This is a genomic window from Sphingobacteriia bacterium, from assembly GCA_017304685.1.
Classification (GTDB): domain Bacteria; phylum Pseudomonadota; class Alphaproteobacteria; order Rickettsiales; family 33-17; genus JAFKLR01.
The window spans coordinates 17951-32352 of the sequence record JAFKLR010000006.1 but is presented as its reverse complement, the minus strand read 5'-3'; the positions used below and the strand labels follow the sequence as shown (position 1 = coordinate 32352).

The 14402-nt window shown below is 26.9% G+C and carries 12 protein-coding genes; 10 read left to right on the top strand and 2 right to left on the bottom strand.

Features of this window, described 5'->3' with window-relative positions; translation table 11 throughout:
* The first annotated feature begins 110 nt into the window (after positions 1-110).
* The 5 genes from J0H68_09345 to J0H68_09325 are packed head-to-tail and all read left to right on the top strand — an operon-like array spanning position 111 to position 3644.
* The gene (locus J0H68_09345; protein MBN8828898.1) at positions 111-305 is read left to right on the top strand and encodes a type II toxin-antitoxin system prevent-host-death family antitoxin; all 195 of its coding nucleotides are present in this window, start codon (positions 111-113) and stop codon (positions 303-305) included.
* The gene (locus J0H68_09340) at positions 298-783 is read left to right on the top strand and encodes a transglycosylase SLT domain-containing protein (protein ID MBN8828897.1); all 486 of its coding nucleotides are present in this window, start codon (positions 298-300) and stop codon (positions 781-783) included. The genes J0H68_09345 and J0H68_09340 overlap by 8 nt, the downstream gene beginning before the upstream one ends.
* 58 nt (positions 784-841) lie before the next feature.
* Complete coding sequence (locus J0H68_09335; protein MBN8828896.1) at positions 842-1342, top strand: hypothetical protein; 501 nt, start codon at positions 842-844, stop codon at positions 1340-1342.
* 11 nt (positions 1343-1353) lie between these two features.
* Complete coding sequence (locus tag J0H68_09330) at positions 1354-3231, top strand: type IV secretion system DNA-binding domain-containing protein (GenBank protein MBN8828895.1); 1878 nt, start codon at positions 1354-1356, stop codon at positions 3229-3231.
* Between the two features lie 29 nt (positions 3232-3260).
* The gene (locus J0H68_09325; GenBank protein ID MBN8828894.1) at positions 3261-3644 is read left to right on the top strand and encodes a hypothetical protein; all 384 of its coding nucleotides are present in this window, start codon (positions 3261-3263) and stop codon (positions 3642-3644) included.
* On the opposite strand, the gene J0H68_09320 is transcribed toward J0H68_09325, so the two are convergent.
* Positions 3641-3793 (bottom strand): hypothetical protein, encoded by a 153-nt coding sequence (locus J0H68_09320; GenBank protein MBN8828893.1) that lies wholly within the window; start codon positions 3791-3793, stop codon positions 3641-3643. The genes J0H68_09325 and J0H68_09320 overlap by 4 nt on opposite strands.
* Positions 3794-4041: 248 nt before the next feature.
* On the opposite strand from J0H68_09320, the gene J0H68_09315 reads away from it, so the two are divergent.
* Positions 4042-4446 (top strand): hypothetical protein, encoded by a 405-nt coding sequence (locus J0H68_09315; protein MBN8828892.1) that lies wholly within the window; start codon positions 4042-4044, stop codon positions 4444-4446.
* Between the two features lie 58 nt (positions 4447-4504).
* Here the strand turns inward: J0H68_09315 and J0H68_09310 are convergent, their stop codons facing one another.
* Positions 4505-11695 carry a MobA/MobL family protein gene (locus J0H68_09310; GenBank protein ID MBN8828891.1) on the bottom strand — a complete coding sequence of 2397 codons (7191 nt, stop codon included), beginning with the start codon at positions 11693-11695 and terminating at the stop codon, positions 4505-4507.
* A gap of 346 nt (positions 11696-12041) precedes the next feature.
* Here J0H68_09310 and J0H68_09305 point away from each other — a divergent pair, with 346 nt between their 5' ends.
* From J0H68_09305 to J0H68_09290, 4 genes are all read left to right on the top strand, one after another.
* Positions 12042-12383: a hypothetical protein gene (locus J0H68_09305; protein MBN8828890.1), complete on the top strand. Its 342-nt coding sequence runs from the start codon at positions 12042-12044 to the stop codon at positions 12381-12383.
* Positions 12384-12444: 61 nt separating this feature from the next.
* Complete coding sequence (locus J0H68_09300) at positions 12445-12825, top strand: hypothetical protein (protein ID MBN8828889.1); 381 nt, start codon at positions 12445-12447, stop codon at positions 12823-12825.
* Positions 12826-12880: 55 nt separating this feature from the next.
* Positions 12881-13753, top strand: coding sequence for a hypothetical protein (locus J0H68_09295; GenBank protein ID MBN8828888.1), 873 nt, complete (start codon positions 12881-12883; stop codon positions 13751-13753).
* Positions 13754-13771: 18 nt separating this feature from the next.
* Positions 13772-14401 carry a hypothetical protein gene (locus J0H68_09290; protein ID MBN8828887.1) on the top strand — a complete coding sequence of 210 codons (630 nt, stop codon included), beginning with the start codon at positions 13772-13774 and terminating at the stop codon, positions 14399-14401.
* Position 14402 lies beyond the last annotated feature (1 nt).

Below are 14402 nucleotides of genomic sequence, written 5' to 3'. Positions count from 1 at the left end.
ACCTTTAATTAAAAAAATTATTAAAATAATCCTACAAATATGTCAACAGATATTGACTAAAATGCCTAAATTAGCTATTTTAGCTATATAATACAAAAAGGTAATAATTAATGGCAGAATTTAATGCTACGGATGCAAAAAATAAATTTGGTGAATTAATAGATAAAGCAAGAAGAGAACCTGTAAATATAATAAAAAACGGCAGAAAGGTTGTAACTGTTATATCAATAGAAGAACTTGAGGAAATGCAAGCAGAAATACATAGGCTTAGAGAAAAACTAGAAGAGGTTATGAAAAATGGGTAAAGCCATTTTATATTTAATTATTTTTAGTTGTTTAAGCAAAATTAGCTTTGCAAAAGACTGTCAAAGGTATATTCGAAACTACGAAAAACAATACAACATTCCAAAAGATTTACTATCTGCCATTTCAAATGTAGAATCAAGCTATAATCCATATGCGGTAAATTTTGCTGGCAAGGCTTATTACTTCAAGACTAAAGAAGAAGCAATAGTTTATGTAAATGATTTGCTTGCTAAAGGATACAAATCCTTTGACGTTGGATGTTTGCAAATTAATTATAGATACCATTCTAAAAACTTTAATTCTCTAGATGAGATGTTTGAGATAACAAATAATATAAAATATGGTGCGAACTATTTAAAACAACTTCATAAGGCGACCTCTAACTGGCGAGAAGCAGTTGCCAAATATCATTCTTCAAAGGAAATTAATCAAAGGAAATATACCCGACAAGTATTAGAAAAATGGGTAAAGCTATAATAAAAATCAGAATGAGTACTTTAAATTAATAAATATTCATAAAGTTAGGAGAAATTTAATGGATAGAGCTTTTACAGTATCTGAAGTAAAGATGAGATTAAGTACTATAGATCGTGATATTTCATTAGTAGAAAGTAATATTAATAAATATAAAAAGCTAATTGAGAATGTAATTTCTAAATATTCAAAAACATTTCCGCATATGTATTATGGTTATGAAGTTTCAGAAAAATTATTAAAACTCCTTGAAATTGATGGATCGGAGGAAATTTTAAAAGACTTATTTTATAAAGTTTATGGAACAGGAGTCATAAATTGCATTTTAAGGTTATTATTGTTGAATTTTAAATATAAAAAAGATTTGGCGGAATTTAATGAATTAATAAAAGAAATACAAGAAATAAAAAAACTAATGCAAGAGCCTGAAGAGGAATTAGAAGAGTTATTAGAAGAGAAGGAAGTGTTAGTGTATAAAGCAGAGTACTTTAAAGAACATTTTCCAGAATTATACTATAGCAACAAAGGTATTAGCATGAAAATGTCTATGATTGATTCTTAAACAATACAAAAATGAACAAAAATATAAATAAAAGTACAATTCAGGATGGTACACGAGGAGGGCAGGTAGAACTTCATAATTTAATGATGTTCTTACAAGTACTCAAAGAAACTTATATTTTATCTTTAATACCATGCATATTTATTACAATATTTCTTATTATATATAAAATTTCTTACATAGATTTTATAATAGCTTCAAAATATTTATATATAAAAACCTTTAGTACCTTAATGAGTAAAAAAATTTTATATTCCACAAAGGTTGTAATACCAGGAATTGGCAAAAGGCTTATAAGTATTCCTGCTCATGCATTTATATCTAACAAAATATATTATTATACCTATACTCGTACAATAAATCTTTTATTTTTATATATAAAATATATGTCCTTAGCTTCTATAATTCTAACGACAATTGTTTATAGATTTGTATGGATTAAAAAAGGTAGAAAGTTAAAGAATAAAAAGGTAAAGGAAGGAAATGAATTTGTTGAGCCAAAAAAATTAAATAAAATTATCAACCCTAATTTAAAAAAATATGAATTTAAAGATCATATGAAAATTGGTGATCTAATACTACCTAAAGAATCAGAATTTAAGCATACTATTGTTTTTGGTACAACTGGTTCAGGTAAAACTACTTGTTTCTTAGAATATATAAAACAAATAAGGGCTAGGGGAGATAAAATAGTAATTATTGATTCTAGTTGTAATTTCATAAGTAAAATATATAGAGAAGATAAAGATATTATATTAAATCCACTTGATCAAAGATCAGCCCTTTGGACACCGTGGGCTGAAGAAAATAATAAAGAAACTTATAAGAATATATCAGCAGGCCTTATTCCAACTTCACGCTATACAGATCCTTTTTGGGTAACAGCAGCAAGAACTGTATTTACTGCTGCTATCGATAAGTTGAATAAAAAAGGTGAAAGATCAATTAAAAAGCTTCATGAATTATTATGCATGGATGATGATACTTTTATTAAGTTTTTTGAAAATACAGATGCAGCAGGAATAATCAATAAAAATAGTGATAAAACAGGTGGTTCGATAAGAGCAACCTTAACAACTTATATAGAAAATTTTTTAAATTTCCTTGAAGATACCGATAACCCTTTTTCTATTATAGATTGGGTAAATAAAGATGATGATAGTAATTTATTTATAGCTTGTACTCTAATACATAGGGAATCATTAGTAAGCCTTATGAGTTTATGGTTTGATATGGCTATAAAATATTCAGTTATTCGTGAACATAAAAGACCAATTTGGTTTATTGTGGATGAACTTAAAAGTTTAAATGAACTAAAATCTTTGCCCATGTTAGTAGAAGAGGGACGTAAATATCATCTAGCAGGTCTTTTTGCTGCACAAAATATTGCTCAGATTAGGGAGGTTTATTCTCATGAACAAGCACAAAACATTTTAGCTAACTGCAATACTAAGATATTTTTTAAAAATAGTAGTAATGAAATAAATAAATGGATATCAGAAACTTTAGGCATGCAAAAGGTGGAAAACTATAATGAAAACCTTTCTTACGGTTCGAATTCCATAAGAGATGGAGTATCCTTACAATTAAAAGAGAATAAAGAACTTTTATTCGAGAGTTATGATATTGAAAACTTACCTAATTTAGAAGCTTTAGTAAAAGTACCTACAGGTAAGTATGTGACTAAAATTAAATTAAACTCCTCCTCATTTATTTCTGATAGTATTACACCCTTTATAAAGAAAAATGTAATTGTAAAAGTAAAGGAGGATAAGCAAGAAAAGAACTTAGATAATATATCAGTTCCTGAACTAGCAATTCCTAAAAGTAAAAAATCAAAAAAATCTGAACTTGAAGAATTAAAGGAAGAAGTAAGTGAACAAACTTGACTTTAAAATTAATATATAAGAGGTTTTATATGTGTACATCTATAAAATTAATGGAAAAATTGGGTATACCTTCTGTTCCGTACTCAAAACAGCCTTCTAATAGGATACAAAAGCTTATAAATAATATATATAATACTTTAGAAGATTATTATTCTGAAGAAGTTTTTTTGAAATTAAATCATGCGCCTTTCATTTATGAAACAGGGGAAGTAACTATTGAAAAACTTGAAGAAGCTTTGGACTTTATGATATGGCTTGAACATATAGAACAATATTTTATTGAAGAACCAGAAAAAATTATCACTTATAAAGAAGAATATAAGGAATCGGTAGAAATGGTTAAAAGAGCTATTAAACAATACGGCGCACAAATACAACCTAATGATATTGAAAATATGCAATTTGAGTTTTAAAGTATATTAAATAAAGCGAGATTTCTTAAATCGCCATTACATTTTACTACGGCAAAAGCCATGTTAGAATGCGGATGGAATAATATTGGTGAATGGAGATTTTGATTAAAAGCGAGCAAATACAAGCCTCTTGAGCTGTTATTTTCCATAAGATAAATTATAGGATTATTTTTATAAGGGCTTTTTTCTTTTAATTTTCATGGTTGTAAATTTTTACATTTTAGCTTTATTTTCAACTGAACTTATTCACTTATAGAAAATACGATAATCAACTGAATTATATACAATTTAATTAATGTATTAGTATTTACACCAATATAATATTGATTTAGTTTCTAGTATATATTATATTAATAAATCCTTAAACTTTATGTTAATTTTGTTGTGGTTAGAGTATATGTTTAAAACGTTATCTTTATTTCTTTGTATTTTAATAATAGGAAACTGTTCAGATCATTCCTCAAAGAATATTAATGAAAAGTTTTTAGAAAGATCAATTGTATTAGGAAAAACTACAAAAAATGAGATAGAAGCTTTATTTGGAAAACCCAATGAAATAAATAAAGATATAAGTGAAGGTAGCGAATATTGGAGTTACCAAGTTCAGGATGAAAACCCAGGATTATTTGATTCTTTGTTAAAAAATCTCCCTTCAAACTCTCATAAAATTGTTCAATTCTCGTTTAACGATAATAACCTAGTAGTTCATTATACTATTCTTAAAGCTATTAAAGACGAAAAATGGCCTAAACCTCCTGCAGGATCATCTTTCAAATATAGATTTAAACACAAAGATTTTTAACATTTCTCATAAGCAGATTTATTTAAGTTCTTACAATTACTGTTAAAGGGTTATTAATTTAATTCAATCGTGTAATTTCATGATGATTATATTGATTATCAAGATCATTGTGTAATGCTAGGTGGTTATTGATTGCTAAATGATTAATCATATTTTTATAAAGAGCTAAATTATTTTTATGCATCCAATCTAAATGCTCTTTAGTAAACTCACCTTCCTTAATTAAAACCCCTACTAAATGAAAATGATCTTTAATGGCAAATTGCTTAGCAAGAAGCTCTGGATTATCCTTGTTTTCATTTTTAAATGAGGTTTTATATTTATCATAGCTAGAATTTATATCTGTTACAGCACTAATTAATGCTTTTTCAAACTTATGAATGTTTATTGTATTACCAGTAATACTTACAATCCTAAGACAAATTTCTTCAATCGCCTCTTTTTGTAAACAAGTAAAATCATGCGATAAAGTCAGTTCATGAATATAATTAGTCACATTACCTTTTAAATAATCATATTCGTTAACTGCTTCTACTACTTTTTCTTCCCTTAATTTACCAAAGGAAGAAACTTTATCAGGGGTGAATGTCCTTAAATGCCTCGAAGCTATTGTTAAAATATTCTCGACATCATTAATATCAACAATATTTCCTTCTTTTAAATACAATTCTTTATCATTTTTTATATATCTTATAACTGCTTCCTGGTTCATAAATTCAAACGAGCTTTCTTTATGACGAGTAAAAACTTTATCAAGTGATAAAGGTTCATTATCGTGATGTGAATATATGAAAGCTTTAGTTGCAGTATTTAATGCTAATATCCTATTTTCTAAGGTATTATCCTTTTCAATGAGTTTTCCTGCATAATAGAAATTATCGAAAATTTCATTGTTGTCCTTTAAAATATGTCCTTTTAATGCAGCAACCTCAAAAGTAAGTCTTTTTAAATTTTCCTTAACTTCATTTAAGGGATTTTCATCGCTTATAAATGGCAGTTTCTTATTTTGCTTTAATTGAATATGGTCAATTATTGAAAGTATATCTTTAAAGTTTTTAGTTTCATATGCATCAAGTAATGCTTCTTTTTCTTTATTATTCTCTAATTTAATAGCTACTAATGCTTTAAACTCGGTATCAATAGTTTCTATTTGAACTATTTTCTCTTCATTACTTAAATTGTGAGTGTTGTATAGCTTTTTAGTTCCATCTTCATTTAATTTTAGTAAATCAAAAATAGATTTATAATTTATATTTGATGCTTTTTTTAAATCTTCGTGTTCTAGTATAGTTTTAAGATTTTTATCTAATAATACCTTTAAATTGCTAGATTCAATATAATTAAGCTTATCATTATATTCTTTAGATTCGCTAATTATTAACCTTTCTCTATTTTCAATTAATGTAATAAGTGCTTCTTTTATACTTTCCTTATTGGCTTTAGATAAATCATTATCAAATTCCTTTACATACTTACTTATATCTTCTTGGTCCTTTTTAATTAAAATTTCTAATTTGTTTACAAAAGGATTAAGGGCTTTTTCAGCATTTTTATAACGGTTATAAAATGTATTTTTTGTAGTTTTTGATATTTTAGTACCAGTTATATTAATAAAATTTGAAACATTTGCATTTATGTCCACAAGTAATTTCTTAAATTCATCTGAGCCATAAATTCTTTCACCTAATTCGTAAATAGCCTGAAGTCTAGTTGTTTTATTATAAAATTCTTTTAATTGACTATAATCAAATTGGTTTTTAAACCTACCTAAACCCTTTTCTAAATAGCTTATCTTATCTTTTAATCCCTCTATTTTAAGTAAGAATTTGCTTAATTTATCTTCTAAATTTAGGATTTCTTTATTTGTATGAATCAATTTTTGCTTTGAATTAGCTAATTCTTCATTATTAGAATGATATTTAATAAATAATTCAAGTTGCTCCTTAGTTATTTTACAATCATTAAGTCTATTAAAAGCTATACTATGATTTTCGTTTAATTTATCTAATTCTTGTTTGAAATCTTGTAAATCATTATATTCTTTAATTACTGTCTCGCTAAAAGCAATAAAATCTAACCTTGTTTTAACATCATTGAAGCTATTAGTACCAAATTTTTTATCTTCACTTTCAAAAAAAGTGAATATTCCTTCTTTGGTTTGTAAAAACTTAGGATTATCTATTTTGTCAGCATATTTCTTTAGTTCATTAATACTTAAGCCTTCATTACGAAATTCCTTTGCGTAAAAAACTACAGAATTTACTCTTTTTCTTGAAATACTGTCTGCTAACAATATCTTTTCAAGTTCATCTTTTGTGGTTAGAAAATCTTTAATGAGCTTGATTTCATTCAATTCTATATCACTGTATTTTAAACTTACTCCTGCACATTCTTTCATTCTTTGCAAATTACTTAAACCTGCTTCTTGTAAATATCTTCTATGACTATCGTAATCATTTAATATTACTTCAGCCAGTTTGCTTCTTGCATCTATTAATGACTTTAATTCTGTAATAAATTTATAGATATTTTTTTGTTTATCTTCGTTAATTTCATCTGTTTCCTTTTCTATTTGTAATTTTTCGCTTACCTCTTTTATACTTTCATTTACACGTTTTATTAAAAATACATTTTTATATGTTTCATCTGCTTTTAATAATTCTTCAGAAGAAATCATAAAAGATATTGCATTAAAGCTAACTTTATCTCTTCCAACATTATCAGAAATATCTCTAATATCGCTAAAATCGTCATCATTATAATAAATAGTCATATTATTTTTATGGCGAGTTAAAGCTGGATAAAGGTTATTCGAATAAAAATCACGGCTGGCATAAACATGAGTATTTTCAACAGATATACCTTGTGTTTTATTTGAAGTTAAACAATAACCGTAATTAATACCTTTATATTTATCTGTATCAATGATAAGTACTCTATTAAAATCACAAAGCCTTATTTTAATACCTGATTCTCCTACAAATCCTAATACTTCAGCGGTCATTCCATTTCTTATATCATAATCTTTATAGTCATTTTCAGTTAATACTATTTTTTCACCTCTTCTTATAACTAATTTCTTAGGGGAATTTTTGAAGGGTTCTAATTTAAATTCCTTAGAATTTACAACACCACTTTGGTTACGACCCTTTTGCTTAAAATTAAAATAATTAGTATCTTCTAGGGCTTTTCTAATATGGTTATTTATTACTTCTACATCTGCATTTGTAGCAGTGATTACTACTGAATCGTCATAACTTGCGCCATTGAATAAATCTTTGACATAATTATGAGCAAGTTGCCTTAATGTGGTAGATTCATCAAGCATATGAACAAAATTACCTTTTGATTTATAATAACTTAAACCTCCATAAAAATTACCACTTGCAAACATCTTAGTAGCTTCCGCATCTTTTTTATCCCTTTGTCTTAAAACATTACGTAAACTAAAGCTTCCTACTTTATCAACTAAATGATCAAATATTTGTGCACTTTGAATTGGTTGTGCTTGGTATAAATCACCAGTTAGAACTACTTTAAACCCTTCTATTTTTGCTCTTTCAAGTATTAAATAGTAGTCTTCTACTGTCACAGTTGCAGCTTCATCAACAATTAAAATATCACCCTTTTTAAGCCCCATACCAGCTGAAGAATACTTAAGCATATTTTTCATTGCTTCAATGGTTATTGATTTTATACCTGTATCTCTTTCTAAGTTTAACGCCGCAATGCCCATGACGCTTACACCTATAATTTTATTGCCACCAAGTCCAAAGCTTGCTGCAAGTGTATTTTTCTTCTCTATTATCTCTTTATATTTTTGAAGTAGACGAGTTTTACCTGCACCTGCAAATCCATCAATTATAGCCAAATCCGTGGTATCGGTAGTTAAGTATTTAATTGCTTCAATTTGCTCTTCGTTTAAACTGTTCGAGAGCCTTACATTTTCTATAAAATTTTCTAAATATTTAGAATTTAATGGAGAAATTCTAGCGTTTAAGCTATTAGCAAAACCTAATGTATTTTTTTCTAATTCCAGGTATTCTTTGGTTGTGTAATATGTTTCACCTCGTAGACTTTGACGTTTTAGAGTTATTATATTAGTTCCTTCTAGAACTTTATTAAGAATATGTTGTTCAAATTTTTCGTTTATAAGTTTTTTATTAAGTTCATTATTTATAAGAACCTTAATATCTTTTTCAGTAAATATTGAGTATTTATCAGTTAATGTGCCAATAATTACATCAGCTAAATCTTTAATTAACTTATAATCTTTATTATTGATTTTATCATTATTTTGTTCGATTTCTTTATTTTCGTTTCGGATATTATTTAAAAAATCAGAAAATTTCCCTTTTTCAAAATTTCCTCCATGTTCAGTAATAGAATTTAAAATGGCTTCATTTGATAAATTGACCAAATTATCTCTTTTTATAAACCATGTTTCGCCATTCAAATCTTTTCCTAAGTTTACACATTGGTTTATTATCATTTTATATAGCGATCTTTTAAATTCTTCATTGATATTACTTAGATTTTTATTAATGATGCTCTTAAATTTAGAAGCTGCAATAAAGTCATTTTCTTCTAACTCATATTTAAATAAATCTCTTAGTCTTTCTACTTCAGATTCAATATTTATAATATTTTCTTCATGTAAGACTTCCGAATCTTTATCAAGGTTATCGTTTCTTACATTTATAATTTCTTCACTTGTATTAATGATTGAGTTTAAAGTTAAATGTTCATCCTTACTTACATTTTGTATTAATAATTGAGTTAAACTAGTCTTCTCTTCTTTATTACTACGTAAACTAATAAGTACATTACTCAAATAGGTTTTAAATTCATTAGCTGTGTTTTCATCTGAAGGAAGTTTATATTGGTCTTTTATTTCAGTTAAATATAGATTTTTAATTTCCTCAAAAAGATATTTTGAAGGTGATAATGACTCATTTAATATTGATCTTAATGAGTTGTATCCCTCTTTAGAAATTAATTCATCAAAATCTTTAATATCGTTTCTTAGTTTTACTATTCGAAAATTTGAAAGGCCGTGTTCTAATAAGCTTTTTACCATTCTTTGAGTTGAACGAACTCCAGATTCATCATTATCTAGGCCAATATAAATAGTTCTTGGATTATATTTACTAATTAAATTTATTCTTTCTGTAGAAAGGCTATTACCAAGTAAACCTAAAGGAATTGTATGATTTAAAGCCTTTTTACCTTCACTACTTGTAAGCCTTAAAGCATCTAACACTCCTTCTACTACTAAAATATCCTTTCCTTCTTCTAATGATTGAGCGTTATATAATACTTCTGATACTTGCAATCCCCTAGTATTTACATATTTATTTTTAGTTTCCTTAGAAGTAATGTCTCTTGTAATAAACCCAATAATTTCATGCTTATCATTATAACAAGGAATAAAAAATTTATGGGTATCTTTAAAAAAGAAATTTAAAGGCTTTATATTCTTAAGGTCATCGAAGTTATAATTTGAGTTCTTATGGGAAGAAGCTTTATTAAGAGCTTTTGATATTTCATCATAAGATTCCACATATAGAATATTACCATTTCTTGTATGTTCTAATATTTCACTTTCATTCCAACCCCTATTTGAAAGGTATTCAATCAATTCCTTCCCTAGGTTTTGTTTGTATATTTTTTTATAAATAGTTGCAGAAATATCTTTTATTTTTTCATTTTGCTTTTCTTTTTCAATCTCAATTCTTTCTTCTTCTAATAATCTTTCATTCGCGTATTTTCTTGTAACTTCAATAATCTCATGGTTAATGGTTTGCTTATCTTTATCATAAATTCCATATTCACGAGCTAAATCAAATAAAGCCTCATTCCACTTTAAACCTGTCTCTTCAGCATAATAAGATATTACATTTCGACTGAAACCTCCTCCTTTAAAATCATTAATAACCCCATTTAAAAATAAGGTAACCTTATTTTTATCTCCTCCTCTTCTACCATTACTAATTAATCCTTCAGAAGAATTAGAAATACGACTTTTCCCTCTCGAATTACTAAAATTAAATTTACTTAAAGCTCTAATTTTATCAGGATTTCTAAAGATTTCTTTATATAAATCATTAACATCAAAAGGGTAGTCTGCCATTATATTATCCTTGATTTCTCTATTACTATCACTATTATCTTTTCCAAATATTTCTTCAATTTCTATTGTCTCATCGTTTACATTTTCTCTTATCAAATCTAAGTTTTGTTCAAAGTACTTAATTGAAGAAAATATGATTTTTTTATCAGAATCAGTTTTAATTTTGATCTTTGAAAGGGTAGAACTACCTACAATTCGTTCTACTATTTGGTTATATATTTCATTATAATCAAAATCTTGTTCAACAATATTACCAGCTTTAACATTAAGTTGTAATTGGTTGTTAACTGCATTTGATATGTCTTTATAATCAAAATACTCAAATTCATAACAAAGTTTTTTTATAATAATCTCAGGGTTATTTATTATTATCTTTAGATTTTCACGATAAACTTGATTGTTATATTCAATTCTATCATTCAATTCAGCTTTGCTTCTTTTATTATTAGAAGCATAACCTATATGTTTAGTTGCTATAAGATCTAAACCCATTTTCTTATGAGAGAGATGCGTAACTCTCTTTTTAAACCCATACATTGCTAAATATTTATTTTGTACCTTTGCATAGTTTTCTCTTAGTTGGTAAAGAAATGGCTTTTTATCAATTATATCAACTATATCAATTTTATTCTTAGCAAAACCATGGCTTTCAATTCTTCTTGTAGTGAAATAAACATGCGCATGAAAGTTGTCAGGTTTATCATCATGAAAACTATAATCTGCAATTAAATCCATCGAAATTATGTTTTCATTTAGGAATTCTCTTACCATTTTTTTGCATTGTTGTATGTTTAATTCATTTGGTAAAGCTAATTGAAGATATTTAGCAAATTCGGCATTTACTCTTTTCTCAACTCGTTCTACTTCATTCCAAAGTGTTTCTCTATTGTATACCCAAGTTGGTGAATGTGTAGGTGCTAATGTTTCTTTAAAGCAGCATCCACCAAGATATAAATAATCATGTGTTTCACCTTCAATATAACTATTTGTACTACTGTCAAAACTTTTCTGAGTTAGTTTTTCTCTCATGCCATATGCAATTGACTGTACAATACTTCTACCGTATTGACCGCTTGAATGACGTTTCCCTATTGAACCTAGTTTTGCGTGATACATGTTATTCCTAATTATTCCAAGTATTTTACAATGAAAAATGAGTTTTGTCAAAAACTCTTAAGTGCGCCGTTAGATAATTTGGGATTACCACGGATGTCTTTCTATTTAAGCGTTGTATTCAGCTAAAGCTTCATAAACGCAATATTATTTTTTTATATTTTTTCTAAAGGGGACTCATTGCCGTCCCCTTAGCAGTAATCTTTTACTGCTAACCCCGCTAGCATTTTTAGCAACAGAAAGCGATTTATGTTTAGAAACTTATTAACATTGACATTTAATACTAAGTTTATTAATTATATAAATTGTAGGCCGCCAGGCATGGTTAAGTCTACCAACGGAAAGCGAGTTGGGGGTTATATCCCCACTCCATTTTAATACAGGTGATGTAAATATGAGTAAATTACTTGCTGAAAAAAGAAAGGCAGAAGAAAAATTAAAAAAAATTGATGAAGAGAGAAAAAAAGTTGTTCTGAGTTATATAGAAAAAACAAACACTCTATTTATTGATGATGATACTTTTATCGGTGGTTTATTATTTTTAAAAGAAGCTTTCGAAAAAAAAGATGCTTCATCTTTAAAGAGGTTTAAAGAATTATCAGATCCCTTTCTTGTCAAAACCTTACGTAGAAAGCCAAAAACTGTTGTTGCGGAAGAGACAAATAGAGCTGAAGAAGCTATTCCAGCTTAATTATAAAATTAATGCTGAATCTATAAAAAAGAGGGAAAAGGATACTCAGAAAAAATTCAAAATGGGTGGACTCATAATTATGAGTGGACTCGAAGAATTATTCTATGAGAATGATAAATTGCTTATTGGTTGTTTAATTTATGTAAGGTCTTTACTCGAAGAAAATAAAATAAATGAAAAACAATTGTGCTTACTTGGGGAGCAAGCTTTAAATAAGAAACGCATAAGTAATTTTGTTAATATTCCACATTCAATTATTACAATGGGGGGCATACTTATTAAATGTGGTTTAGAAAACATATTTTTTCAAAATAGACTATTATTAGTAGGTGCTATGGTTAAAATTTATCATTCATTACAACAAGAAAATGTTAAAAAAGCTTATAAAGAAGTTTTCATAAATTTAACAAAAGAAACTTTTGATAATGCCGTCCTTAAGTAATCCCCGTTCAGTATATTTATAAGCTTTATATTAATACTAATACACAAAGGTAAAAATGGAAAATTTAACCTACAACATAAATACAGATAAAGAACTTTTAGAATGCATAGAAATATGTAAAATAAATGATACCTTGAATAACGTAACGACGTTAACGCTTGGAAATATTCAAAATATAGAAAATATAAAATTGTTTCCTAACCTTACTAAGCTAAGATTTAACAGAAATAATAAAATTAATTATGATATTTTAAGTAATTTTAATCACTTGAAGTTTCTAGAATTTGAGTCATTTAGCATATTTGATATCAAGAATATTCTTAATTTAGCTTTTAAAATAGAATCTTTGTCTTTTTGTCATACTGAAGAATTAGAAAATACTCATTTATTAAATAGCTTTGTTAATTTAAAGTATTTAGACCTTCATCAAACTGATTTTCATGATATTCAGAATATTTCTAAGCTTACTAAATTAGAAAGTTTAATCTTTACACCTAATAACATTGAGGGCATGGATGAACTTATTCCTATACTTAAGAACATGGGAGCTTTACCAAATAAATTAGTGAACTGGGAATATTTAGGTAATTTAATAAATTTGAAGTATCTTGATCTAAGATCTATTCATAAGCTTGATTTAAATCATATTTCTAATCTTACAAACATTACTACTTTATTACTAGGGCATGAAAAACGCTGGACAACCGCAAGTAATATCAATGCATTACATAATCTTAATAATCTTGAACGACTAGATTTGCTTAATGTCAAATTTGATAATCTAGATTTAAGTTTTTTTCCTAAGCTTAAAGAACTCAGTATCTCAGGTTTGGATATTTACCCTGAAAAGGTTATTTCCTGCATGCCTAATTTACTTTTACTGTATATTAATGGTAAGGAAGTAAATCTTAAAAAATATAAGAAATAATTTATTTAATTACATAAAATGACTGAAGAATCTAATAATAAAGACCCCTTTATTGAAAAATGTCATATTTATTTCAAACTTGGTTCGTGGGCTATACTCGTACTTATATTCGCAATTATGGTACTTTCTTCTTTATATAAGAAAAGAGCTAATATTATTACGACTGTAAAGGTAGGGAATGTTTTACCCTGTCTTATACAAACAGAATATGATTGTTATAATAAACTTAATGAGCATATTGATAACGCTATAAATACTATTTATGTACAAGCCAATTATTTTTCATATAAGGAAATTTTTAATTCTTTAGTAAAAGCTGCTAATAGAGGCGTTAAAGTAAAAATGTTATTTGATGCTTCAAGAATACGAGATGAGAGATCTATTTATCAAGAAGCCCTACATTCTCCAATTCAAACCTTTGTTTATCACGCTGTAAAATCACGTAAGTTTAGAAGGTATTATTTACCACTGAATAAAGTAATTATTATTGATGAAAGATATGTTATTACTGGTACTTTCAATTTAGCACCTTCCCATTATCATGATGTGGATATGATTATTATTGATGACACTTCTGCTGCAATGGAATACCTTAAAGCTTGGAATTATTACCATTCTAAAGTACCCTTAATTGACTTACATAATTAGT